This is a genomic window from Streptomyces sp. NPDC059895 (assembly GCF_042731035.1).
GTDB lineage: Bacteria > Actinomycetota > Actinomycetes > Streptomycetales > Streptomycetaceae > Streptomyces.
Genome location: NZ_JBHWKO010000003.1, coordinates 350,597 through 375,679, shown reverse-complemented (window position 1 = coordinate 375,679; position 25,083 = coordinate 350,597). Strand labels below are relative to the sequence as shown.

At 74.6% G+C, this 25,083-nt stretch carries 15 protein-coding genes; 5 read left to right on the top strand and 10 right to left on the bottom strand.

The features are described 5' to 3' along the window. Positions 1-9: 9 nt before the first annotated feature. The 9 genes from ACFV9M_RS05695 to ACFV9M_RS05655 all read right to left on the bottom strand — a co-directional run bounded on the left by ACFV9M_RS05695 (position 10) and on the right by ACFV9M_RS05655 (position 18,064). Positions 10-1,563 carry a hypothetical protein gene (locus tag ACFV9M_RS05695; protein WP_385075199.1) on the bottom strand — a complete coding sequence of 518 codons (1,554 nt, stop codon included), beginning with the start codon at positions 1,561-1,563 and terminating at the stop codon, positions 10-12. 87 nt (positions 1,564-1,650) lie between these two features. Continuing rightward, positions 1,651-2,919: a hypothetical protein gene (locus ACFV9M_RS05690; RefSeq protein WP_385075201.1), complete on the bottom strand. Its 1,269-nt coding sequence runs from the start codon at positions 2,917-2,919 to the stop codon at positions 1,651-1,653. Positions 2,920-3,203: 284 nt separating this feature from the next. Then, on the bottom strand, positions 3,204-5,417 hold the full coding sequence (locus tag ACFV9M_RS05685; protein ID WP_385102345.1) for a CDP-glycerol glycerophosphotransferase family protein: 2,214 nt from the start codon (positions 5,415-5,417) through the stop codon (positions 3,204-3,206). Positions 5,418-5,425: 8 nt separating this feature from the next. Further along, a complete protein-coding gene (locus tag ACFV9M_RS05680) occupies positions 5,426-7,630 on the bottom strand; it encodes a CDP-glycerol glycerophosphotransferase family protein (protein ID WP_385073541.1) in 2,205 nt (734 codons plus the stop codon). A 133-nt stretch (positions 7,631-7,763) separates the two neighbouring features. Beyond that, complete coding sequence (locus ACFV9M_RS05675) at positions 7,764-10,043, bottom strand: CDP-glycerol glycerophosphotransferase family protein (RefSeq protein ID WP_385073545.1); 2,280 nt, start codon at positions 10,041-10,043, stop codon at positions 7,764-7,766. A gap of 150 nt (positions 10,044-10,193) precedes the next feature. Then, on the bottom strand, positions 10,194-11,075 hold the full coding sequence (locus ACFV9M_RS05670; RefSeq protein WP_385073548.1) for a carbohydrate ABC transporter permease: 882 nt from the start codon (positions 11,073-11,075) through the stop codon (positions 10,194-10,196). Then, positions 11,072-12,418: a carbohydrate ABC transporter permease gene (locus ACFV9M_RS05665; RefSeq protein ID WP_385073551.1), complete on the bottom strand. Its 1,347-nt coding sequence runs from the start codon at positions 12,416-12,418 to the stop codon at positions 11,072-11,074. Before ACFV9M_RS05665 ends, ACFV9M_RS05670 begins: the two co-directional genes overlap by 4 nt. 7 nt (positions 12,419-12,425) lie before the next feature. Continuing rightward, the gene (locus ACFV9M_RS05660; RefSeq protein ID WP_385073554.1) at positions 12,426-13,799 is read right to left on the bottom strand and encodes an ABC transporter substrate-binding protein; all 1,374 of its coding nucleotides are present in this window, start codon (positions 13,797-13,799) and stop codon (positions 12,426-12,428) included. 185 nt (positions 13,800-13,984) lie between these two features. Beyond that, positions 13,985-18,064, bottom strand: a complete 4,080-nt coding sequence (locus tag ACFV9M_RS05655) for an FHA domain-containing protein (RefSeq protein WP_385073557.1) — start codon at positions 18,062-18,064, stop codon at positions 13,985-13,987. Between the two features lie 324 nt (positions 18,065-18,388). Between ACFV9M_RS05655 and ACFV9M_RS05650 the strand changes: the two genes are divergently transcribed. From ACFV9M_RS05650 to ACFV9M_RS05635, 4 genes are all read left to right on the top strand, one after another. Beyond that, positions 18,389-20,122 (top strand): serine/threonine-protein kinase, encoded by a 1,734-nt coding sequence (locus ACFV9M_RS05650; RefSeq protein ID WP_385073560.1) that lies wholly within the window; start codon positions 18,389-18,391, stop codon positions 20,120-20,122. 159 nt (positions 20,123-20,281) lie between these two features. After that, on the top strand, positions 20,282-21,529 hold the full coding sequence (locus tag ACFV9M_RS05645) for a serine/threonine-protein kinase (RefSeq protein ID WP_385073563.1): 1,248 nt from the start codon (positions 20,282-20,284) through the stop codon (positions 21,527-21,529). Between the two features lie 112 nt (positions 21,530-21,641). Continuing rightward, positions 21,642-22,748: a peptide chain release factor 2 gene (gene prfB, locus ACFV9M_RS05640; protein WP_385073566.1), complete on the top strand. Its 1,107-nt coding sequence runs from the start codon at positions 21,642-21,644 to the stop codon at positions 22,746-22,748. A gap of 312 nt (positions 22,749-23,060) precedes the next feature. Next, positions 23,061-23,846 (top strand): hypothetical protein, encoded by a 786-nt coding sequence (locus ACFV9M_RS05635; RefSeq protein ID WP_385073569.1) that lies wholly within the window; start codon positions 23,061-23,063, stop codon positions 23,844-23,846. 84 nt (positions 23,847-23,930) lie between these two features. Here ACFV9M_RS05635 and ACFV9M_RS05630 read toward each other — a convergent pair whose 3' ends face one another. Continuing rightward, positions 23,931-24,122, bottom strand: coding sequence for a hypothetical protein (locus tag ACFV9M_RS05630; RefSeq protein ID WP_385073572.1), 192 nt, complete (start codon positions 24,120-24,122; stop codon positions 23,931-23,933). A gap of 250 nt (positions 24,123-24,372) precedes the next feature. On the opposite strand from ACFV9M_RS05630, the gene ftsE reads away from it, so the two are divergent. Further along, positions 24,373-25,062 carry a cell division ATP-binding protein FtsE gene (gene ftsE, locus ACFV9M_RS05625; protein WP_385073575.1) on the top strand — a complete coding sequence of 230 codons (690 nt, stop codon included), beginning with the start codon at positions 24,373-24,375 and terminating at the stop codon, positions 25,060-25,062. The last annotated feature ends 21 nt before the right edge of the window (positions 25,063-25,083 follow it).

The window sequence follows — 25,083 nt, the reverse complement described above, 5'->3', positions numbered from 1 at the left end:
CCGGCGACCTCACCCGACCCGCGCCAGCACCTCCCCCGTCCGCCGGCTCCACGCCACCACCACCGCCTCCTCGGGCACCCGCTGCCGGCGCGTGAGCAGCAGCCAGCGGACGCGGTGGCGGCGGACGATCGCCGACCGCTCGGCGCGGGTCGACCCCGGGGAGAGGTAGGCGCGGACGTCCGCGAGCCGCCGCAGCCGCTCCCCCTCCCCGACCGCCGCGTCCGGCCAGGCGGGCGCGGCGAGGTTCGGCCCGTACCCGGCGATCGCGTGGACGGCGTAGTACCCGTCGGTGATCACCACCTCGCCGGGCCGGATGTACGGTGCGGCCCAGTCGTACGCGGGCCAGCGCGGCGGCTGGTCGAAGCCGACCGGATCCAGCGAGCGCGGTACGACCGCCCCGGCGTGCACGGTGAGGAAGCCGAGGCAGGCCGCGCCCGCCGCGGCCGCCCCCAGCACCCGCCGCCCCGCACCCCACGGCCGGGGCGCCGCCAGCTCCACCGCCAGCGCGAACTGCGGCGCCACCAGCGTCAGCCCCAGGATCCGCCCGTAGGTGTAGTGACCGCTGACCCAGCCGTACCCCACCACCAGGCAGTCCAGGGCGAACATCAGCACCAGCGGATCGCGCGCCGAGGCCCGTCCGCGCAGCCACAGCGCCGGCAGCCCCAGCAGCGCCAGCCCGAAGTGGTCCACCAGCCCCTCGTACAGCCGCCGGTGCATCGCGTCCACGCTGCCGTCCCCGGCCAGCGCGAACACGTCGAAGTACGGCCAGGACGCCGCGACCAGCAGTGCCGCCGCGCCCGCGCCCGCCCACCGCAGCACCACCGCCGGCCGCCACCCCCGCTGCCGGCCCAGGACGAGGGCCGCGCCCCCGGTCACCGCCGCCACCGACGTGATCGGATGCACCAGCAGCACCACCCCGTACAGCGCGCCCACCGCCGCGTACCCGGTGAAGCCGCGCAGCCCGCCCGGCCCCACGAACCGCACCCGCCGCGCGTCCCGCGCGCGTGCCCCCGTCAGCGCCCACGCCCAGAAGGCGAGCCCGATGGCGAAGGTCGACGGGTAGCCGAGGTTGCCGGTCATCGACATCAGGCCCAGGTAGCCGCTCCACCAGGCCCGCTCGGTGCCCCACAGCAGGGTCATCGCGCCCAGCGCGAACACCGGCGCCCACGGCCGCGGCGTCAGCACCCGCGTGAACCGGCCGATCCCGGTCAGCAGCACCAGCAGGTTCACCGGCCCCGCGACCCGCAGCACCTCCCAGCCCCGCAGACCGGTCAGCCGGGCGAAGGCGCCCTCGGCCACCGCGTACGGCGAGTAGTAGGGGCTGCCCGCCCCCGGCAGGTCCGCCGTCGGATGGCGCGGACGGAGGAGGTCGGCCGTCAGCCGCTCCACGACCGCCGCGTGCTGACCGGCGTCGCAGCACAGCGGCACCCGCCAGAACGCCAGCGACACCACCAGCCAGAACAGGAACCCGAACACCTGGTACGGCGTCGGACGCCACAGGCGCCCGCCGCGCAGCGCCGTCGCCCCGCGCACCGGACGCCGGATCAGTACGCCGACGCTCATCGGACCGGGCGGAGCGGGAACAGGGGAGGGGACGTGGGAGGCATCGGCCGTATGTGTTCCCGCCCGCGTCAACAGCCTTGCCGACCATCACCTCATCGAGTGAGCCCGTACGGTCCCGGTCCGCTGCTCCCGGGCCGGCGGCGCGGCCCGCTCCCGGAGCGCGGACTCCAGCAGCAGCGGCAGGCCCAGCACCGGCAGCAGCCAGGCCAGCACGACCAGCCGGCCGCCCCAGATGGTGATGTCCGGGTGCCCGGCCTGGGTGAGGAACCCGGTGCAGGCGGCCGCCACCAGGAACACGCCGAACGTCCGCCGCCGGCCGCGCAGCGCCCCCCACGCCCCGGCCGCCAGCGCCGCCAGGAACAGCGGCTCCCACAGCTGCCGCCGCAGCCACTCCCCCCAGAAGTTCCCCTGGAGCTGCCAGAACTCCGGCCACGGACGGAGGCGGTCGGGCCGGGTGAAGTGGTGGGTCAGCAGGTCCTGGAGGCTCTCCGACGCCGACGGGTAGTGCAGCAGCCGTGCCAGCAGCACCGTCCCCAGCACCCCGCACCCGCCCGCCACGCCCAGCACCGCCACCGCGCGCCCCACCGGCCCTCCGGCCCGCCGGCGCCGTACGGCGACCAGCGCGCCCGCACCCGCCAGACACAGCCCGAGGAACAGCGCCTGCGAGTGCTTGACCGCGAACAGGGCGGCCAGCGCGCCGCCCACCAGCCCCGCCCCCCACCGCACCCGCCCGTCCAGGGCCAGCGCGCACCCCCACACCGCCGTCAGCGTCAGCGCCAGCAGCAGCCCCTCGGTCATCGGGCGCATGGCGGTCGTGCCGCACGGCAGGACGTAGTACAGCGCCTGCCCGGTCAGGCAGACCCAGGTCGGCGCGCGCAGCGTGCGCAGGATCAGGAACGCCAGCAGCCCGCCCGCCACGGTCACCGCGACGCCCGCCGCCCACATCCCCCACACCACGCCGAACACGGTGACGAACGGGACGAGGAACACCGGATAGCCCGGCCGCACCTCGAAGATCCGCATGAAGCGTTCCGACATGAACGGCACGGTGTGCCCGCCGGTCTGCCCCGCCGCCAGCCGCGCCCCGGCGTTGCGCCACTCCCGCGCCCGGCAGTCGCCGCCCACCCGGGCGCGGGGGTCGGGACGGTGGAAGCGGATCACGTCCACGCTCTGCCGCCGGACGGCGATCGAGGCCTGCCCCGCGCACGCCCAGTCGATCGTGGCGGCCGCCGCCTCCCGCTTGCCCTCCCCGCGCAGGCTCAGCGCGTACGACAGGTAGTTCTTGCTGTCCGGGGTGTCCCGGCCGGTGACGTTCGCGAGCTGGAGCAGCGCGAACACGACGGCCAGGACCAGCACCCGGGCACAGGGCCGCCGACGGAACCAGGCCCGGACGCCGGCCGGCCGCGGACGCGTCCCCACCCGGCCACCGGCGGGCCGCGAGCGGAACGACACCCGCACGCCGGCCGGCCGGAACCAGGCCCGGACGCCGGCGGACCGCGGACGCGTCCCTACCCGGCCACCGGCGGGCCGCGAGCGGAACGACACCCGTGCGCCGGTGGGCCGCGGACGGAACCAGGCCCGCACGCCGGCCGGCCGCCGACGCGGACCCACCCGGCCACCTGCGGACCGCGGGCGCAGCCTCATGTGGACGCCAGCAGGTCGCGGGCCGTCGCCGGACCCGGGACGCGCACCGTGGCCCGCTGCGGCATCGGCTCGCCCAGCAGCAGCGTCCGTACGACCCGCTCGGCCGCCCGCCCGTCGTCGAACACGCAGAACCGCTCCCGGAAGGCCGCCCGCAGCCGCGCCGACTCCTCGTCGCGCCAGCTGCCCGAGGCGAACAGCCGGGCCAGCTCCCGGTAGTCGCGCGAGACATGGCCGGGCGGCTCGGCGGTGATGTCGAAGTAGGTGCCCCGGCTCGCCGCGTACGCGGCCCGGTCGTCGGCGTGGACGACGACCGGCCGGTCCAGGTTGGCGTAGTCGAACATCAGGGCCGAGTAGTCGGTGACCAGGACGTCGGCGGCGAGCAGGACGTCCTCGACGTGCGGTTCGTCGGTCGCGTCGACGAGGATCCCGCGCCGGTGCAGCTCGGCCAGGCCCGTCCCGCGCGCCGGACCGGCCGCCAGGGAGGGGTGCAGCCGCACCACGAGGGTGTGGTCCTCGCCGAGGTCGGCGGCGAACCGGGCCAGGTCGATCCGGTCGACGTGCCCGCCGCGCACGTACTCGCGGCGCGTCGGCGCGTACAGCACGACCGTGCGGCCCTCCGGGACGCCCAGCCGCGCCCGCACCGCCGCGCCCGCGCCCTCGGCCGCGTTCACCAGCACGTCGTTGCGCGGGCTGCCGGTCCGCGCCGACGCGAAGTGGCACGGGTACGCCCGCTCCCACACCAGCTCGGAGTGCGGATTGGCGACCAGGCTGTGGTCCCAGCGGTCGGCGCGGCGCAGCATCTGCGGCACGTCCACGCCGTACCGGGCGCCGGGCCGGTCCAGCAGGTCGGCCGCCATGTACTTCAGCGGGGTGCCCTGGTGGGTGTGGACGTGGACGCTGCCGGGGCGCTTGACGAGCGAGCCGGGCCAGTTGACGTTGTTGACGAAGAAGCCGGCCCGCGCGGTCACCCGCCGGTAGGCGGGGGAGTCGAGGAGCACGTGCTCGACGCCGTCCGGGAGCCGCGCGGCCGTCTCCTCGTCCCGCACCACCCACACCCCCCGCAGCTGCGGGGCGATCTCGCGGGCCTTGCGGTAGACGGCCCCCGGATCGCCGAGCACGCCCCGGTGCGAGAACGCCGAGTACACGACGAGGTGCGGATCGAGCGGGCGCCGGGCCTGGACGGCGCCCGCGGCCCGCTGCGCCCGCGCCCCCGCCGCCGCGCGCGCCTGCCCCGCGCGCCGGGCCAGCTCGCGCCCGGCCCGCCCGGCCAGCCGCCGGGCCCGGTAGGCCCGGTAGCCGCCCTCCAGCACGCGCAGCTCGTCGGGGACCGGCTCGGCCGTCCGGTGGGCGCGGAACAGCTCGGCCGTGCGGCGGAAGAACTCGGCCTTGTCCGACGGCGGCAGCCGGTCCGGCTTGGCGAGGATGTCCAGACAGTGCTCGCCCATCTTGCGGTGCAGGTAGGGCCGCCAGCCCGCCAGCTCCGGACGGGAGCCGACGAAGGCGAACACCCGTTCGTACTGGTCGTGGATGTCGAAGTGCTTGCGGCTGGTGGTGGACAGGATGTTGCCCTGGCGGCGCTGGCGGTAGTACAGGCAGATCCGGTCCAGCGTGGCGATCCGCTGCGCGCTCAGCATCACCGGGAACGTCCAGGGGGTGTCCTCGTAGTAGCCGGGCGGGAAGCGGAAGCCGTTCGACTCGACGAAGTCCCGCCGGTACACCTTGTTCCACACGACCATCAGCAGGTCGAGGATCTCGGGCCGCTCGGCGGCCGTGAACGTGTCCTCGCCGCAGTCGGCGAGGACGTGCGCGAGCGCGTTGCGGCGGGTGCCGCCCCACCAGTAGGTGCGGGCGTAGTCGAAGACCAGGACGTCCGGGTCGCCGGTCTCGTCGAGGCGGTCGGCCGTCGCGCGCAGCGCGCCCGGGGCCAGGGTGTCGTCGCTGTCGAGGAAGAACAGGTAGTCGCCGGTGGCGTGCGGCAGGCCCGCGTTGCGGGCGCGGCCGAGGCCGGCGTTCTCCGGCAGGTGCAGGACCCGCACCCGGTCGTCGCGGGCCGCGTACTCGTCGAGGATCGCGCCGCAGCCGTCGGGGGAGCGATCGTCGACGGCGATCACCTCGAGGTCCCGGTACGACTGCTCCAGGACCGAGTCGAGGCACTCGCGCAGGAAGCCCTGCACCTTGAAGCAGGGGACGATGATGCTGAAGCGGGGCACTGCTGCGGTCAGCTCCTTACGAGGGGGGAGGCGGCGGGGGCCGGGACGCGCTCGGCGAGCGGCCGTACGGGCGGGAGCGCCTGCGCGGGCTCGCCGAGCAGCACCCGGCGCACCACGCGCTCGGCGGCCCGGCCGTCGTCGAACGCGCAGAAACGGGACCGGAAGGCGGCCCTGAGCTCCGCGGACGCGGCGGAGGCGTACGAGCCGTCGCGGAACACGCGCGCCAGTTCCCGAGGCGTCCGGGCGACCGGTCCGGGCGGGGCCGCCATCAGGTCGAAGTACACGCCGCGCGTCTCGGTGTAGACGTCCCAGTCGTCGGCGTACACCACGATCGGGCGGTCCAGGACGGCGTAGTCGAACATGATCGACGAGTAGTCGGTGACCAGCGCGTCGGCGGCGAGGCAGACCTCCTCGGAGGAGGGGTGGCCGGTGACGTCGATGATCCGGCCGGTGCCGGCGCGCACCCCCCGGTCGTAGAAGTAGTGGGCGCGCAGCAGGACCACGACGTCCTCTCCGGCGGCCTCGCAGAACGCCTCCAGGTCCAGGCCCGTGTCGAAGCCGGTCCGCCAGTCGCGGTGGGTGGGGGCGTACAGGACGGCCGTCTTCCCGTGGGGCACGCCCAGCTCCCGCCGGATCCGGGCCACGTCCTCGGCGGTCGCCGTGCAGAAGACGTCGTTGCGCGGATAGCCGTACTCCAGGTGCTCGTAGGAGCCGGGGAAGGCGCGCTCCCACATCTGCGTGGAGTGGGTGTTGGCGGAGAGGTTGAAGTCCCAGCGGTCCACCCGGCCCAGCAGCTTGGTGAAGCTGCCGGTCGCGGCGGCCACCACCGGGTACGTCGACTGGTCGACGCCCATCTTCTTCAGCGGGGTGCCGTGCTGGGTCTGCACGTGCACGCTGCCGGGGCGCTTGACGACGCCCTCCGCGAAGTTGGCGTTGTTCACCAGGTACTTGGCGCGCGCCAGGACCCGCCAGTACCGGCGGGAGCCGATGACGGCGTGGTCGACGCCCTCGGGGAGGGTGTGCGCCCGGTCGGCCTCGACGAGGAACACCGACCGGATGTGCGGGGCGAGTTCGGCGGCCTTGGCGTGGATCGCGGCCGGGTTGCAGGCGTATCCGCGCCCCCAGTAGGCGCAGTACACCGCCAGGTTCGGGTCGATACGGCGGCGCAGCTGCGTCCGGTAGTACAGGCGCGTGCGCAGCCCCCGGGGGCGCGGGACGCGCCGGGCGGCCGCCGACGCCGTCCGGTTGGCGTCCCGCAGCGCGCGGAACGCCGTGTACGCCCCCGCCGCCAGCAGCCGGTGCTGCACCCCCATGCTCCCGCCCGGCCCGCGGAAGCCGGCCGGGCGGTGGAGCCGGTACAGCCGGGCCGCCCGGCGGAAGAAGGCGCGGCGCAGCGGCCCGGGCAGCCGTGCCGGGTGCGCGGCCGTCTTCAGGACGGCGGCGAAGAGCTGCTCGAAGAGCGGCCCCGACCGCTCGGCCGGCACGGACAGCTCGGCCGCCGCCGTCAGCACCGCCTCGGCCCGGTCCAGGAGTTCGGTGTGGTGCTCGCCCGGCAGGTTGAGCCGGCCGCCCTGCCGGCGCAGCAGATGCCGTACGACGACCCGGCGCAGGACCGCGATCCGCTCGGCGCGCAGGGTGACCAGGCCGCCGAAGCCGATGTCGGTGAAGTGGCCGTCGGGGAAGGCGAGCCGGTGCCCGGTGAGGAAGGACCGCCGGTAGGCCGCGCTCCACGCCGGCAGCTCCACGCCGGTCACCCGGGGCGCCTCGGCGGGGGCGAAGGCGCCCCGCGGCGCGCCCGCCAGCAGCGGGGCCGCCGGGTTGGCCGGCTCGCCCTCCCACCACGGGCAGCGCTCGTGCTCGGCGTACAGGACGTCGACCTCGCCGGTCTCGGCCAGGCGGGCGTCCAGGGCGGTCAGCGCACCCGGGGCGAGGGTGTCGTCGCCGTCGAGGAACAGCAGGTACGCGCCGGTCGCCGCCCGCAGCCCGGCGTTGCGCGCCCCGGCCAGGCCCGCCGACGGGGGCGAGTGCACGGGCGTCACCCGGGAGTCCCGCGCGGCGTACCCGGCGGCGACGTCCGCGGCCGGGGTGCCGGGCGCGTCGCAGACCGGGAGCAGCTCGAAGTCGCCGAAGGACTGGGCGAGGACGGAGTCCAGCGCCAGGGACAGCCGGCCCGCGACACCGTGGGACGGGACGATGATGCTGAAGCGGGGCATACTGCTCTTTCTCTGTCGAGGGGCTGGAGGGGCCGGCGGGGCCGGGGGTCCCGGAGGCCGGGCCCGGCCGGGCCGCGGGGGCGGGCGGCCCTCGGAGCCGGCCGGTGACGGTCGGAGCCGGGGCCGGTGACGGTCAGAGCCGGTCGGTGACGGCTCGGCGGTCGGACGGCTGCGGGCCGGACGGTTGCGGCACGGTGGTGAGCGGGGTGCGGGTGAACGCCGAGGCCGCCGACGGCACGGGCCGGCGCTCGGCGAGCGGCACGACCGGCGGCGGCGCCGTCTCGCCCAGCACGACGTGCCGTACGACGCGCTCGGCGGCCCGTCCGTCGTCGTACGGGCAGAACCGCTCGCGGAACGCGGTGCGCAGCTGGGCGGAGCGGGAGCCGCGCCAGTGGCCGGTGGCGAAGATGTCGATCAGCTCGTCCTCGCTGCGGGCGACCGCGCCCGGCGGGCAGGCCCGCAGGTCGAAGTAGGTGCCGCGGGCCGCCTCGTAGGCCGCCCAGTCGTCGTCGGGGGCGTGGACGACGATCGGCCGGTCGAGGTTGGCGTAGTCGAACATGATCGACGAGTAGTCGGTGACCAGGGCGTCCGAGGCCAGGCAGAGCGACTCCACACTGGGGTGGCCGCTGACGTCGAGGACGCGGCCGTCGCGCGGCGGCAGGGCGGGCTGCCAGTAGTGGGACCGGGCGAGGATCACGAAGCGCGGGCCCAGGCGGCGCAGGATCCGCTCCAGGTCGAGGACGGCGCGCTGGGTGCGGCGGTGGTCGCGGTGGGTCGGCGCGTAGAGGATGGCGACCGTGTCGCGGGGGATGCCGAGCGCCTCGCGCAGCCGGGTCACGTCCGCGTCCGTCGCCTGCTGGAAGACGTCGTTGCGGGGGTAGCCGTACTCCAGCGTGGTGTACCCGCCGGGGTAGACGCGCTCCCAGGTCAGGGTGGTGTGGCGGTTGGCGGACAGGACGTAGTCCCACTTGTCGACGCCCCGCAGCAGCTCGGCGAAGTCCATGTCCCGCGCGGCCGCCGGGTACTCCTGGAGGTCCAGGCCCATGCGCTTGAGGGGGGTGCCGTGCTGGGTCTGGACGAAGACCTGGCCGGGGCGCTTGACCAGCCGGCGGTCGAAGTTGACGTTGTTCACGAGGTACTTGGAGCGGGCCAGCGCCGTCCAGTAGGCGGCGGTGCCGGGGCGCAGCGGGCGCGGGCCCGGCGGGATGTCCCGCTGGTGCTCGGGGCGGGCGATCCACGCCGTGCGCACCTGCGGGGCGTGGGCGCGGAACGCGGCCTCCAGCGCGCCCGGGTTGCAGCCGTGGCCGCGCCCCCAGTAGGCGGCGAAGACGGCCCGGTCGGCGCGCAGCGGCAGCCGCAGCTGGACGCGGTAGTGGGCCTGGAGCAGACCCGCCCGCAGGGCGTGGCCCAGCTTCCCGGCGAGCCCGCGGGCGCGGCGGGCCGCGGTGGCGGCGGCCTGGAGGGCCCGGTAGGTGCGGTGCAGGCCGAGGCGGACGAGGGCGTGGCGCAGCCGGGTGCGCGGCGGGACGGGCGCGCCGGGGGCCCGGTAGCGGCGGTAGTGGGCGCGGGCCCGGCGCAGGAACTCGGCGCGCGCCCCGCGGGGCAGCCGGCCGGGCCGGGTGAACACGGTCGTGAAGTGGTCGACCATCCGGCGGAACAGCACCGGCCGCCACCGGGCGAGCGCGGGCCGCTCGTCGAGGAACGCGAAGACCCGGTCGTACTGGTCGAAGACGTCGAAGTGCCGTCGGCTGGTGGTGGACAGGATGCTGCCCCGGCGGCGCTGCCGGTAGTGCACGCAGACCCGGTCCAGCGTCGCGATCGACTCGGCGGCCAGCAGCGCCGGGTACGTCCAGGGGGTGTCCTCGTAGAAGCCGGGCGGGAAGGTGAGGCCCGCGCGGGTGACGAAGTCCCGCCGGTAGGCCTTGTTCCAGGCCACCATCAGCACCCTGAGCAGGCCCGGCCGGTCCTCCAGCCGGAAGGGCGCCGGGCCCTCCTCGGTGAGCTGCGCGGCGAACCTGTGGCGCCGCGCCTCACCCGTCCAGTCCGTGGTGGCGTAGTCGTAGACCAGCAGGTCCGGCTCGCCGGTCTCCTTCAGCCGGTCGGCGATGGACTCCAGCGCGTCCGGGGTGAGCGTGTCGTCGGAGTCCAGGAAGAGCACGTAGTCGCCGGTCGCCCGGGCCAGACCGGCGTTGCGGGCCGGGCCCAGTCCGGCGTTCTCCGCCAGGTGCAGGGGGCGCACGCGCGGATCGCGTGCCGCGAACTCGTCGATGATCTCGCCGCAGGCGTCCGGCGAGCGGTCGTCGACGGCGATCACCTCGAGGTCGGGGTACGACTGGGACAGCACCGATTCGAGGCACTCGTGCAGATACGCCTGAACCTTGTACGCGGGGACGATGACACTGAACCTGGGCAAGGGACATCCATGGGTCGGCGCGGGACGACAGGGCCTGGCCCGGCAACGGCCGACGGAGTGACTTGGTTACGTTCGCCTACGGCATCCGGGGGACACCGGGTGAACGGCGAGGGGCGGACCGGTGACGGTCCACCCCCCTTGTGCGGACGCCTACTTGACCGCGCCGGCCATCACACCGGACACGAACTGCCGCTGGAACGCGAAGAACACGGCCAGCGGGATCACCATCGAGACGAACGCGCCGGGCGCCAGCACGTCGACGTTGTTGCCGAACTGCCGTACCTGGGTCTGGAGGGCGACCGTGATCGGCTGGCTGCCGGCGTCGGTGAACACCAGCGCCACCAGCATGTCGTTCCACACCCACAGGAACTGGAAGATGCCCAGGCTGGCGATGGCCGGCCCGCCCAGGGGCATCACGACCCGCACGAAAAGGCGCAGTTCGCCGGCGCCGTCGAGGCGGGCCGCCTCCAGCAGCTCGCGGGGGATCTCCGCGAAGAAGTTCCGCAGCAGGAACACCGCGAACGGCAGACCGAAGCCCACGTGGAACAGGATCACCCCCAGCACCGACCCGAACAGGCCGACCGCGCCGAACAGTTCGGCGATGGGGATCAGCGCCACCTGCACGGGCACCACCAGCAGGCCCACCACGCCCAGGAACCACCAGTCCCGGCCCGGGAACTCCATCCAGGCGAACGCGTAGCCGGCGAGCGAGCCGACGACCACCACCAGCACCGTCGCCGGCACCGTGATCAGCACGGTGTTGACGATCGAGTCGGTGATGTCGCCGTTCTCCAGCAGCTTCTGGTAGCTGTCCACGGTGAGCTGCGACGGCTCCGTGAACACCTTCCACCAGCCGCTCGCGCCGAGGTCCTCCGGCGAGCGCAGCGAGGAGATCAGCAGACCGATCGTCGGCACCAGCCAGAACAGACCGACCAGCAGCAGGAACACCCGGACCAGACCGCCGCCCAGCTTCTCCACGATCCTCGTGGCCAGGGACCGCTCGGCCCGCACCGGCCCGTCGGAGGCCTTCATCGCCGCACCTCCCGTCGGAGCCTACGGATGTTGAACCACATCACCGGGATCACCAGCAGCAGCAGGAACACCGCGATGGCGCTGGCGACACCGGGCCGGTCCTCGGAGAAGCCCTTGCGGTACAGCTCCAGGGCGAGCACGTTGGCGTCGTCCTGGGAGGAGCCGGGGGCGATGATGAACACCAGGTCGAACACCTTCAGCACGTTGATCATCAAGGTCACGACGACGACCGCGAGGACCGGCGCGAGCAGCGGCACGGTGACCCTGCGGAACACCTGCCACTCGTTCGCCCCGTCGACCCGCGCCGCCTCCAGCAGCTCCCGCTCCACGCTCGCCAGCCCGGCCGCGATCAGCACCATCGCGAAGCCCGCCCACATCCAGATGTACGAGCCGATGATCGCCGGCGTGACCAGCGACGGGCCGAGCCAGTCCACGCCGTTGTACGGCTCCTGGAAGTTGCTCGCGGGCAGCCGCAGCCGGGCGCCGTCCGCCGCCGCGGGGAGGGTGAAGGTGCCGTCGGCCGCGGCCTCGGCCGACGCGACGACCTCGCCGTCCTTGACCGCCTCGATCCGCATGCCCGCGTAGCCCAGCTCCGACGGGTCCGGCGCGCCGAGCGTGCCGACGCCCTTGCCGCGGGTGAAGTCCTGCCAGGTCGTGCCCGTGACCTTGCCGGGCTCGGTCTTGGCCCGGACGGCCCGCTGCGCGCCGTCGGGCATCTGGTCGGGGGCGACGCCGACCAGGGGCAGGGCGACCGGGTCGCCCGCGCGGACGGGCTCCGCGGTGAGGAACGCGCCGCCCTTCTCCGCCCGCAGCGGCGACTCACGGCCCGGGTGGGCCTTGGGGAACGCCGACGACTGCGCGAACGTGTCGTGCATCCCGACCCACACCGCGTTCGCCACGCCCTTGTCCGGGTCCTGGTCGTAGACCAGCCGGAAGATGATGCCGGCGGCGAGCATCGAGATCGCCATCGGCATGAAGACGACCAGTTTGAACGCGGTGCCCCAGCGGATCCGTTCGGTCAGCACCGCGAACACCAGACCGAGCGCGGTCGCGACCGTCGGCGCGAACACCACCCAGATCACGTTGTTCCTCAGCGCCGTGCGGATGCCGTCGTCGGTGAAGAGAACCCGGTAGTTGTCGATGCCGGCGAAATCGTCGCCGGACTGGTCGTAGAGACTGCGCACGACCGAGTACCCGATCGGGTAGACCACGAGCGCGCCCAGCAGCACCAGGGCGGGCAGCAGGAACAGCGCCGCCACCGTCCGGCGGGTGCCGGTCACGCTCTTGCGCGAGCGGGGAGGGGCGGGGGCTCCGGGAGCCCCCGCCGCCGCGGCCGACTTCATCGCCGGGTCAGTTCCCGTACGCCGCTGCCGCGTCCGACTCCAGTTTCCGCTGGATGCCGGCCACGTCCGTCGGGTTCTTCAGGAAGTCCTGGAGGTCCTTCCACTCGCCCTTGCCGGGTGTGCCGCCGAAGGCCTGCGGGGCCTGGTCGGACATGTCGAAGCGGAAGTCGTCGCCCGCCTCGATCAGCGCCTCGGCGATCGTGCGCTGCACGTCGTTCGGGTACGCGGAGAGGTCGACGTTCTTGTTGGGCGACAGATAGCCGCCCAGCTTCGCCTGGATCTCCGCCGCGTCCGGCGAGGCCAGGAAGGTCGCCAGCGCCTGGGCGCCCTCGGAGTCCTTGAGGATCACCGCCGCGTCACCGCCGGAGACCACGGGCGCGGTGTCGCCGACCTTCGGGAACGGGAACACCTTCGCGTCCGTCCCCACCTCGGCTTTCGTCTGCCCGATGTTGACCTGCACGAAGTCGCCCTCGTAGACCATGGCGGCCTTGGGCTGGTCACCGCCGGTGAAAGTCTGGGTGACCGCCTCGGTGAACTCCGTCTGGAGGGCTCCGCCGGCGCCGCCCGCCACGTAGTCCTTCTGGCCCCAGATCTGCGCCAGCGTGGTCAGGGCCTTCGTCACGGAGGGGTCCGTCCACTTGATCTCGTGCTTCGCTAGCTGGTCGTACTTCTCCGGGCCGGCCTGGGAGAGGTAGACGTTCTCGAACCAGTCGGTCAGCGGCCAGCCGTCCGCGCCCGGGATGGAGAACGGGGTGACGCCGGAGTCGTAGACCGTCTGAGCGGTCGTCAGCAGCTCGTCCCATGTGGCCGGCTCGGTCGCGCCCGCGTTCTCGAAGACCTGGGCGTTGTACCAGATCAGCGACTTGTTGGCGGCCTTGAAGTAGACGCCGTACTGGGTGCCGTCGACCGCGCCGATGTCCTGCCAGCCCTGCGAGTAGTTCTTCGCGAGCTCCGCCTTCGCCTCGGCGCCCAGCGGCTTGGCCCACTTCTTCTCCACGGCCTGCTGGATCGCGCCCGGCTGCGGGAGCATCGCGACGTCCGGCGGCTGACCGCCCGCGATCTTCGAGCCTAGGAAGTTGACGATCGGGTCCTGGGCGGGCACGAAGGTGACCTTCGCGCCGGTGCGTTCCTCGAACTCGGCCAGGACCTTCTTGAAGTTGGCCTGCTCGGCGCCCGTCCACACGGCGGCGACCGAGAGTGTCGTGCCGTCCAGCTTCGGGAGGGTGAGGGAGCTGCCCGACTCCTGGCCCGGGCTGCTCTCGCCTCCGCTGCTCTTGTCGTCGTCACTGCCGCACGCGGTGAGCGCGAGCGCTCCCGCGAGGAGTGCGGCGGCGGCCCTTACGGTCCTGCGTGTCCGGATGGTGTTGCTCGTGCTGCGCATCACTGCCCCGTTCTTCGTCCTCGTCGAACGTCCGAGCGCTGTCCCGTGGGCACTGGTCTACGCCGGGTGCGAAAGGTCGGCAAGTACGCATGCGGTGTCAAGTGGGCGATCGTGACCGCGTCGTGACTGCGGGGTGCACGTTCGGCCGTACGCCGCCCGCCGCGGCGCCGTACGGCCGGGCGGCGCTACAGCAGCGACGGCACTTCCACCGCCGACACCTCGCGCGCCGCCCGTTCCAGCGCGCTGGCCAGCAGGGCCAGGTCGGTCGGGCCGTTGCCCAGCTCCCGCACCGGTCTGCGGGCCGGGGGGTCGCCCATGCGCTGCCACTCCAGGGGGACCACCGTGGGGCGCAGGGTCGCCGTGCGCGGGATGCGGCCCGTGACACGGCCGCCCTGGAAGGGCGTGCGGCGCCCGTCCGCGCCCCTCAGGCGCCCGCGCCCCGGTGACGGTTCGTCAGCGCCGGAACCGGGGGCGTCGAGGGTGATCCGCAGCGTGGCCTGCCGGGCGGGCTCCGACTCGGCCGTACGGCCGCCGGGACCGGCCGCCGCGACCAGATGGACGCCGAGCCGCTCGCCGTCGCGGGCCACCGCCTCCAGGGCGCGCATGACGGAGCCCGCGGCGGGCCGGCCGGGGGAGCCGAGGGCCGGTGCGACCAGGGCGTCCAGGTCGTCGACGACGACCACGAGCCGGGGCAGCGGCGGTGCCGCCTCCGCCCGCTGCCGGGCCGCCGCCTTGGGGCGCAGGCGCAGCGTCGAGCTGGGCGGGGTGTCGAGATCGGCGGCGCCGGTCCCCGGCACACCCGGCTGCCGCTGCGGGACGACCGGTTGCCGGTGCGCCACGCCCGGCTGCCGCTGCGGGACGACCGGTTGCCGGTGCGCCACGCCCGGCTGCCGTTGCGGGCCGCCCGGTTGCCAGGGCGCCACGCCCGGCTGCCGTTGCGGGCCGCCCGGTTGCCAGGGCGCCATGCCCGGCTGCCGTTGCGGGCCGCCCGGCTGCCGTTGCGGCACGATACGGCCCGAGACCGCGCGGTGCGTGTGCCACTCGGTGAAGTCGGACCGGCCGAGCAGCTCCGCCCGCCGCTTCAGCTCGGCGCTCAGCGACTGCGCGAACTCCCGCATCCGCACCGGGTCGTTGGCGGTGAGGTGCGTGGTGACGTGCGGTACGTCCGTACAGACGCGCAGGCCGTCGCCGTGGCCGCCGGCGCCCTTGCCCACGGTGTCCCGGCCGTCGAGCAGGACGATGCTCAGCCGGTCGGGGCGCTCGGCGGCGGCCAGCGAGGCGACGGCCGCCCGCAGCAGCTCGGTGCGCCCGCTGCCGGGCGGGCCCTCGATCAGCAGATGGGGGCCCTCGGCGACGAGGTCCGCGGTGACCGGGCCGCGGGGCCCGGCGCCGAGCACGGCCCAGGCCCGGCCGCCGAGGGCCTCGGTGTCGTCGGCCGCGTCCGCCCAGCGGGCCATCAGGGACGCGGGCGTCGCCCTCGCCAGGCCCAGTTCGTCGAGCAGGCGGGCCGACTGGGGGAGGGGCGCGGAGACGCGCGGGGGGCGCTCGCCGCCGCCCGCGCCGTCCGGGCGCAGTGGGGCGAGCGCCCGGGCGAAACGCTCCGCCCAGGCCGGGGAGACGGCGTCCACGGCCCCGGTCGTGCCGTGTCCCACCGGGCCGGGCCGCTGCGCGTCCGCGCCGCCCGGCGCGACCCTCAGCAGCCGCAGCGCGGTCGCCACGTCCCCGCTGAGCAGGGCGACCGCCCCGCACGCGCGGAACGTGGGCGCCGCCGCGCAGGCCGCCTCGTACGTCTCCGTCACCGGCGGCGCGGGGGAGGCGGCGGCCGTCTCGGCGAGCGACACGACATGTATGCCGACGCGGGGGCCTGCCGCCGCCAGCCGGGTCAGCCCCTCGCGCAGTTCGGCCTCGCCGGGGTCGCCGTCCACGACGACGACCGTGTACCGGCCCGGGGAGCCGTCCCGGGCGTCGTCGGCCAGCGCCCAGGAGGGGCGCCGGCCGGTGCCCCGGGGCGGCGGAACGGACGCCGCGGACCCGCGTCCGTCAGCGCCTGCTCCCGCTCCCGCTCCTGCCCGTGCCCCCGCCTCTGTCCCTGTGCCTGTCCCTGTGCCTGTCCCGGTCCCTGTGTCTCTGCCTGTGCCTGTTTCCGTCCCTGTCGGCGTGTGCGGGCTCGTCGCCGGCCGTCCGGTGTCGGTGAGGTGGTCCTCCAGGCGGCGCAGGAGTTCCTCGGCGCGGGCCGCGGCCTGGTCGTGGTCGTAGGCGAGGAGGAGACGGCAGTCCTGCCCGTGCGCGGGGCGCAGGTGCGGGAGCCAGCCCAGCCAGGACCACTCGGCGACCCGCTCCTCCTCCGGACGCGCGCGGTCCGTGCTGATCAGCACGATCTCCAGGAGGTCCGGCGAGTGCAGCGCGGCGAGCTGGGCCAGCACGGCCCGCGCCAGTCCGGCCAGGCGCGGGCGCGGCCCGGCCAGGCCGAGCGCCCCGGCCTCGCGCAGGCCCACGGTCACCGGTACGGCGGGCAGCAGGCCCGAGCCGTCGGGCGTCGCCCGGTCGGCGGTGCCGAGCCGGATCGCGAGCGCCTCCGGATGGCCCGGCCCGCGCTCCCACAGCCGCGGGCCCGGGCCGAGCGCGGCCAGCAGCAGCGCGGCCGGGTCCGGCCAGGTGTCCGGCACCGGCGACACGCCGGCGGCCGGCTCGGGGCCGGTCGGTCCCTCGGGGTGGCTCTCGGGTGCGGCCGTGTCCCGGTCGCCGCCGCGGCCGCCGGTCAGGCGCCGCGCCCACGCCGAGAGGCCGCCGCGTCTGCGCAGGCCCTGCGGCACGTCGGTGCCGCGCAGCGGGGTGCCCTTGCGGCGGGCGGCGGCGCCCTCGTCGCCGTACGGCGGGGCGGCGGGCCGCTGGGCGGGGGCGTGCGGGCCGCGGGCCTCGGAGGGCGCCCCGTCCGACGCGAAGGAGCCGAGGCCGGCGCGGCCGCCGTGGGTGTCTCCGGAGCCGTCGCCCCCGGCCGTGGGCCAGGAGCCCGTAGGGCTCTCCCCGCGCGGGACAGCGCCCTGGACGGGCACCACGGAAGCGCTCCCGGGCCCGGGGGACCGGTCGCCCCGGGCCGGGCGGGCCGGGGCGGAACCGCTCCAGTCGACCGCGCCGTCGCCGTGGTGGGTGGGGCCGGAGGGGTGAGCGGGGCCCGAGGGGTGCGAGGCGCCAGAGGGGTGAGCGGGGCCCGAGGGGTGAGCGGGGCCCGAGGGGTGAGTGGGGCCCGAGGGGTGAGTGGGGCCCGAGGGGTGAGTGGGGCCCGAGGGGTGAGCTGGGCCCGAGGGGTGCGAGGCGCCGCCGGAGGGAGAGGCGGAGCCCTCGGGGTGAGAGGGGTCGCCGGAGGGGCGAGGGAGGCCGGAGGGCGCGGGAGAGCCCGAAGGGCGTCGGGGAGCCGAGGCGTGGGGGAGGCCTATGGTGCCGCCCGCGCGGGCGGCCGGGACGCTCGCGCCGCCGGCGCCCGCCGCACGCGGATGCCCCGCCGCCGTTCCCGCCTCGCGCGCGTGAGCCGCGCCCGCCTCCGGTACGCCGTAGGCCACCGCGCCCTTGCACGCCACCCGGACGTGCCCCTCCCCGTCCGGTGTCGTCGCCACCCGGGCGCCCGGTCCCCCGGGCGGAGCCAGCCGCAGGGCGGACTCACCCACCCGGAGCAGGGAGCCGGGGGCGAAACGCAGGGGGCGGCCCTGGACGCGGACGCCGTCCAGGGTGGTGCCGTTGGTGGACCCGAGGTCGGCGACCGTGACGCGGCCGTCGGCCTCCAGGGTGACCGCGCAGTGCAGCCGGGAGACGTCCGGGTCGTCGACCGGGACGTCGGCGTCGGCGGAGCGGCCCACGCGGACCTGGCCGCCGTGCAGCAGATGGACCCCGCCGGCGTCCGGGCCCGCCACCACGTCCAGCCGGGCCGGGGCGTCGTCGACCTCCGGATGCGGCTCGGGGTCGGCCGGGGCGCCCAGGGCCAGCACGGCGCCGTCGATCAGCGGCGGCTCGCCGAGCGTGCAGCGCCCGGCGTCCAGCCGCTCCGCGCCCGTGTACAGCACGGGCTGCGCTCCCCCGGACTGAGCGGCGCCGCCCTCCCCGCAGACCGCCGCGGCCAGGGCGGACGCCACCGCGGCCAGCGCCGTGCCGGCGGGCGCGGTGACCAGGACGTCGCAGCTCGCGGCGCGGCCTGGGGGATCCCCCGCGCGAGCGAAGCCGAGCGCGGGGGAGGACGGTCCCGTCGGGTCTACGACCGTCAGCCGGATCTGCATCGCCGTCAGCGGTCCCTTCTGCCCGGGCGCGGACTTCCCCCACCCCCGCACGAGCACTCGGCCAGTACTGCACGCATCCTCGCACCTGCCGCCGACAATCCGCCCGCCACCCGAAGACAAGTGATCTTGATTGGTCGGCTCTGCCCGCAAAAGTGCCTGACCCGTGTCCCACCCGTGATCAGTTGAGATCGGTCACGTCCCGGTCCGACAACCGTCCGGACCGGCGGGTGCGTCTTTCCTTCCAACCCTTGCCACGAAGGACCCGGCACTACAGTGGGTCGGAACATCGCAACACAGGCAAGCAAGCAGCAGGGAGCGCGTGACGTGCGGCCAGTCGGCAGCAAGTACCTGCTCGAGGAGCCGCTCGGACGCGGCGCCACGGGCACCGTCTGGCGAGCCCGCCTGGGGGCACCCCCAGGCGCGTCAGCGCACTGGGGGAGCGAGACCGCGGGCGCCGAGGCGGCCGTGCCCGGTCAGCCCGGGGAGACCGTCGCGATCAAGGTCCTCAAGGAGGAGCTCGCGAGCGACCCCGACGTCGTGATGCGCTTCCTGCGGGAGCGCTCCGTCCTGCTGCGCCTGACCCACCCGAACATCGTCCGGGTCCGCGACCTGGTCGTCGAGGGCGATCTGCTGGCGCTGGTCATGGACCTCGTCGAGGGCCCCGACCTGCACCGCTACCTGCGCGAGAACGGCCCCTTCACGCCCGTCGCCGCGGCGCTGCTGACCGCGCAGATCGCCGACGCGCTCGCCGCCAGCCACGCCGACGGCGTCGTCCACCGCGACCTGAAGCCGGCCAACGTGCTGCTGATGCAGAACGGCGGGCAGATGCACCCGCTGCTCACCGACTTCGGCATCGCCCGCCTCGCCGACTCCCCGGGCCTGACCCGCACCAGCGAGTTCGTCGGCACGCCCGCGTACGTCGCCCCGGAGTCCGCCGAGGGCCGCCCGCAGACCTCCGCCGTCGACGTCTACGGCGCCGGCATCCTGCTGTACGAGCTGGTCACCGGCAGCCCGCCGTTCTCCGGCGGTTCGGCCCTGGAGGTCCTCCACCAGCACCTGAGCGCCGAGCCGCGCCGCCCCTCCACCGTCCCCGACCCGCTGTGGACGGTCATCGAGCGCTGCCTGCGCAAGAACCCCGACGAACGCCCCGGCGCCGAGAGCCTCGCGCGCGGGCTGCGGATCGTCGCCGAGGGCATCGGGGTGCACGCGAACTCGATGCAGATCGCCGCCGCCGACGGCGTGGGCCACCTGCTCGCGCCCGACCCGGCGCCCGCGCCCGTGCCGGGCGACCCTGCCGGCGCCTACGACCCCAACGCCGCCACCAGCGTCCTGCCGCACACCTCCGGTCCCGGCACCCCGCCTGGCGCCGCCGACCCCACCGCCGTCCTGCCCCGCACCGGGGGCCCGGCGGGCGCGGCCGACCCCACGGCCGTCCTGCCGCCGGTGCCGCCGCACCAGCCGGGCGGGCAGGGGCAGCAGCCCGAGGAGCCGCACCCCTGGCAGAACCAGCTGCGTGCCGCCCGCGACCGCAACGAACAGACCCAGGTCCAGTACCTCGACCCCAATGAGGACCCGCTGCGCCGCCGCCCCCAGCGGCAGGTCGCCCGTCCCCAGCAGCAGCCGCGCCCCCAGCAGCAGCGCCCGCAGCAGAGCCCTCGGCAGCGGCCCCAGCAGGGCTACGGCCATGCGCAGCAGCAGCCGCAGCAGTACGCCCCGCAGCCCCAGCGGCAGCCCCAGCGGTACGCGCCGCAGCCGCAGCAGCCCCCGCAGCGGCCGGCGCCGGAGCCCCGCCAGGCCCGTCCGCCGCGCGAGCCCCGGCAGCGCAGCGCCAACCCGATGAAGATCCCCGGGCTCGGCTGCCTCAAGGGCTGCCTGTTCACGATCGTCATCCTCTTCGTGGCCGGGTGGCTCATCTGGGAGCTCAGCCCGCTCCAGGACTGGATCGGCTCCGGCAAGGGCTACTGGGACCAGCTGACCACGTGGGTCGGCGACATCGCCGGGTGGATCGAGGACCTGGGCGGCAGCGGATCGAGCGGCGGCACGAGCGGTGGCGCCTGAGCGGTGGCGCCTGAGCGACGGCGGCCCCGCCGCGGGGACCGGACCCGACCGCGAGTTCGGGGATTTGTCGACTCCTGACGGGTGATTTCCGTCTTCGCGGTGAAGGCTGGCTCGTCGGACGCGTACTTTTGTCGGCAACACGCGTCTGTAGGAGCAGTCTTGGCACGGAAGATCGGCAGCCGGTACACCGCCCACCAGATCCTGGGCCGGGGCAGCGCCGGCACGGTATGGCTGGGCGAGGGGCCGGACGGACCCGTCGCCGTCAAGCTGCTGCGCGAGGACCTCGCGTCCGACGAGGAGCTGGTCGGCCGCTTCGTGCAGGAGCGCACCGCTCTGCTCGGCCTGGAGCACCCGAACGTGGTCTCCGTACGGGACCTGGTGGTCGACGGCAACGACCTGGCCCTGGTCATGGACCTCGTCCGCGGCACGGACCTGCGCACCCGTCTGGAACGCGACCGGCGCCTCGCGCCCGAGGCCGCCGTCGCGATCGTCGCCGACGTCGCCGAGGGGCTCGCCGCCGCGCACGCGGCCGGGGTCGTGCACCGGGACGTCAAGCCGGAGAACGTGCTGCTGGACATGCAGGGCCCGCTGGGCCCCGGCGGCTCGCACCGGGCGCTGCTGACCGACTTCGGGATCGCCAAGCTGATCGACACCCCGAAGCGGACCCGCGCCACGAAGATCATCGGTACCCCGGACTACCTCGCCCCCGAGATCGTCGAGGGCCTGCCGCCGCGCGCCTCGGTCGACATCTACGCCCTCGCCACGGTCCTGTACGAGCTGCTCGCGGGCTTCACCCCGTTCGGCGGCGGGCACCCGGGCGCGGTGCTGCGCCGTCACGTCACGGAGACGGTCGCCCCGCTCCCCGGCATCCCCGACGAGCTGTGGCAGCTGCTCGTCCAGTGCCTGGCCAAGGCCCCGGCCTCCCGTCTGCGGGCCTCCGAGCTGGCGGCGCGGCTGCGGGAGCAGCTGCCGACGCTGGCGGGGATGCCGCCGCTGGACGTCGACGAGCCCGACGCGGAGGCGGCGCAGGAGGGCCGCCGGGAGGAGACGGCACCCGCCGCCGAGCCCCCCGCCCCCGCCGGGCGGACCCGCCGGGGTTCGGTCCCCCTGGTGCCCGGCGCCAAGCCGGACTCCACCCGGGACACGCACACGTCGATGCGGGTGCCGGCGCCGGACGAGCTGGCCGGGGGCGCGCACGGGACGGCACGGGTGCCGAGGGCGGCCGGGGCGCCGCGCCCCGGCTCCGCACGCAACCGCGCGGCGACCCGGCGCCGGCGGATCACGCTGGGCGTGGCCGCGGTGGCGCTGCTCGCCGCGGTGGGCGTCGGCACCTGGGCGGCGACCTCGGGAGACGACGCCGGCACCGGCCCCGGGGACACGGGGAACTCGGCACCGGCCTCGCCGTGACCCGTCCCGTCCCGGCGGTCCCCGCCTCCGGTGACGTCCGCGTCCGTGCCGGGGAGCACCCGGGGCACGGTCCCCGGCCGTCCCCGCCCGGCGGAGCCGTTACGCTGGATGCGTGGCAGTCGTCGATGTATCCGAAGAGCTCAAGTCCCTCTCCTCGACCATGGAGTCGATCGAGGCCGTTCTGGACCTTGACAGGCTGAGGGCAGACATCGCCGTGCTCGAGGAGCAGGCGGCCGCGCCGTCCCTGTGGGACAACCCGGACGAGGCGCAGAAGATCACCAGCAAGCTGTCCCACCTCCAGGCCGAGGTCAGGAAGGCCGACACGCTGCGCGGCCGGATCGACGACCTCGCGGTGCTGTTCGAGATGGCCGAGGAGGAGGACGACCCGGACACCCGCGCCGAGGCCGAGTCCGAGCTCGCCGCCGTCCGCAAGGCGCTGGACGAGATGGAGGTCCGCACGCTCCTCAGCGGCGAGTACGACTCCCGTGAGGCGCTCGTCAACATCCGCGCCGAGGCCGGTGGCGTCGACGCCGCCGACTTCGCCGAGAAGCTCCAGCGGATGTACCTGCGGTGGGCGGAGCAGAAGGGCTACAAGACCGAGGTCTACGAGACGTCGTACGCCGAGGAGGCCGGCATCAAGTCGACCACCTTCGCCGTGCAGGTCCCCTACGCCTACGGCACCCTCTCCGTCGAGCAGGGCACGCACCGCCTGGTGCGCATCTCGCCCTTCGACAACCAGGGCCGCCGCCAGACCTCCTTCGCGGGCGTCGAGATCCTCCCCGTCGTCGAGCAGACCGACCACGTGGAGATCGACGAGTCCGAGCTGCGGGTGGACGTCTACCGCTCGTCCGGACCCGGCGGCCAGGGAGTGAACACCACCGACTCCGCGGTGCGCCTCACCCACATTCCCACCGGCATCGTCGTCTCCTGCCAGAACGAGCGGTCGCAGATCCAGAACAAGGCGACCGCGATGAACGTCCTCCAGGCCAAGCTGCTGGAGCGGCGCCGGCAGGAGGAGCAGGCCAAGATGGACGCCCTCAAGGGCGACGGCGGCAACTCCTGGGGCAACCAGATGCGGTCGTACGTCCTGCACCCGTACCAGATGGTCAAGGACCTGCGCACCGAGTTCGAGGTCGGCAACCCCGAGGCCGTGTTCAACGGGGAGATCGACGGCTTCCTGGAGGCCGGGATTCGCTGGCGCAAGCAGCAGGAGAAGTAGTCTCGTAGGTTTGTCGACAAGGCAACTGCCCCCGTGGAGGGGGTGGTTGCCTTTTGTCGTGCCCGCGCTTTCCCGGATGTCTGGGTTTTACATCACACTCACAGCTTCAACTTCCGGCAAAGCGTGTCGTCTTGGACATCGCGTACGCAACGACCTTGACGTTGCTTAGAAAAATAGGAAGGGTGAAGTCTGGCATGCGTATCTCTGGGGCGCATGTGAACCGGGGGCCTTGGCTACATCCCAGCTGCCTCCGTCGATCACCGCCCAGAACGCGGCCTCTTCGACGAATCGGCTACTGGGGGTAGCAACCATATGACCAGGAAGACGCGCGTCCGTATCGCGCGCATCGCCGCGGGCGCAGTGATCGCCGCGGGCGCCTCTCTCACGGTGGCGGGTGTGGCTTCGGCCGGCACGAACGAGGGCGGCGACGACAGCCTCGTCCAGACCCTGTCCGGCGAGGGGAACTCGACGGAGGACCCGGCCTGCGACGTCGGCGTGTGCGAGGAGCCCAGCACCGAGGAGCCCAGCACCGAGGAGCCCGGCACCGAGGAACCGGGCACCGAGGAGCCCGGCACGGAGGAGCCCGGCACGGAGGAGCCCGGCACCGAGGAACCGGGCACGGAGGAGCCCGGCACCGAGGAGCCCGGCACGGAGGAGCCCGGTAACAACGCCGGCGGCAACGGCAACGGGAACTCGAGCAGCGGTGGCAGCTCCAGCAGCAGCAGCGGCGGCTCCAGCTCCAGCTCCGGTGGCTCCAGCAGCTCCAGCTCCGGCGGCAGCACCACCACCACGGGCGGCTCGGACTCCTCCACCGGCGGCTCCACCTCCACCACGGGCGGCAGCAGCACCACCGGCGGCTCCGGCACCACGCCCGACGGCACCTCCGTCCAGGAGGCCGGTACCTCCGCGCTGACCGACACCTCGGACTCCACCAGCACCGACACCACCGCCCAGGGCGGTGGCGAGGAGCTGGCCGAGACCGGTGCCGGCCAGACCACGTTCCTGATCATCGGCGCGGCGACGATGATCGCCGGCGGCATCGGCTTCCGTGTGCTGCCGCGTCTCGTCGAGGGCCGCGGCGGGGCGGCGGCCGCCTGACGGTAGTCGCGCCCGTACCCACGGTACGCGGACACTCCAAGGGGCCCGGAGCCGACAGCTCCGGGCCCCTTCGGCGTCGTACCGCTAGGCGCTCTGGTGGGCCAGCAGCGCCACCGCCGCCACCAGTACCGCCAGCAGTGCGATCAACGCCATCGGGTTGAGCCCCGCGAAGAAGTTCTCCTGCTGCATCCGCTCGCGGTTCGCACGGCACACGGGGCACCGGCCCTCGCTCACGGGCGCCGCGCAGTTGGCGCACACCAGCCGGTCATACGTCATGCGCTCGCCCTCCTCGCACCGGTCTCACGTACTCAACGCTCGCGGAGGCGCGAACGTTCCCCCACCCACTGTGCCAGGTTCCCGCGGAGGTTGCGCGGGAGCTCCCGCAAGCCGCCCGGCCGGGCCCTTCGACGCGGCCCCTCGGTACAAAAGGGCACAACCTCCGCGCAACCGCAACCGGTGCCTGCGCGCGCGTACCCGGTTCGCGTATGGTCACGCTCATCTACCCCCGGCGACCCGTGGTGCATCCGTGATCCGATTCGACAACGTCTCCAAGGTCTACCCCAAGCAGAGCCACCCCGCACTCAGGGATGTCTCCCTCGAAGTGGAGAAGGGCGAGTTCGTGTTCCTCGTGGGGTCCTCGGGCTCCGGAAAGTCCACCTTCCTGCGGCTGATCCTCCGCGAGGAGCGGTGCAGCCACGGTCAGGTGCACGTCCTGGGCAAGGACCTCGCGCGGCTGTCCAACTGGAAGGTGCCGCAGATGCGTCGCCAGCTGGGGACGGTTTTCCAGGACTTCCGGCTCCTGCCGAACAAGACGGTGGCGGAGAACGTCGCCTTCGCCCAGGAGGTCATCGGCAAGTCGCGCGGCGAGATCCGCAAGTCCGTGCCGCAGGTGCTCGACCTCGTCGGGCTCGGCGGCAAGGAGGACCGGATGCCCGGCGAGCTCTCCGGCGGTGAGCAGCAGCGCGTGGCCATCGCGCGGGCCTTCGTGAACCGGCCCAAGCTGCTGATCGCCGACGAGCCCACCGGCAACCTCGACCCGCAGACCTCCGTCGGCATCATGAAGCTGCTCGACCGGATCAACCGGACCGGTACGACCGTGGTGATGGCGACGCACGACCAGAACATCGTGGACCAGATGCGCAAGCGCGTCATCGAGCTGGAGAAGGGCCGCCTCGTCCGCGACCAGGCACGCGGCGTCTACGGCTACCAGCACTGACCGCGACCGTCCACGGAAAGG

Coding starts and splice junctions, on each gene's coding strand:
- ACFV9M_RS05655 (WP_385073557.1), bottom strand. CDS start 18,064: ATGCAGATCCGGCTGACGGTCGTAGACCCGACGGGACCGTCCTCCCCC.
- ACFV9M_RS05630 (WP_385073572.1), bottom strand. CDS start 24,122: ATGACGTATGACCGGCTGGTGTGCGCCAACTGCGCGGCGCCCGTGAGC.
- ACFV9M_RS05695 (WP_385075199.1), bottom strand. CDS start 1,563: ATGAGCGTCGGCGTACTGATCCGGCGTCCGGTGCGCGGGGCGACGGCG.
- ACFV9M_RS05680 (WP_385073541.1), bottom strand. CDS start 7,630: ATGCCCCGCTTCAGCATCATCGTCCCGTCCCACGGTGTCGCGGGCCGG.
- ACFV9M_RS05660 (WP_385073554.1), bottom strand. CDS start 13,799: ATGCGCAGCACGAGCAACACCATCCGGACACGCAGGACCGTAAGGGCC.
- ACFV9M_RS05665 (WP_385073551.1), bottom strand. CDS start 12,418: ATGAAGTCGGCCGCGGCGGCGGGGGCTCCCGGAGCCCCCGCCCCTCCC.
- ACFV9M_RS05635 (WP_385073569.1), top strand. CDS start 23,061: ATGACCAGGAAGACGCGCGTCCGTATCGCGCGCATCGCCGCGGGCGCA.
- ACFV9M_RS05670 (WP_385073548.1), bottom strand. CDS start 11,075: ATGAAGGCCTCCGACGGGCCGGTGCGGGCCGAGCGGTCCCTGGCCACG.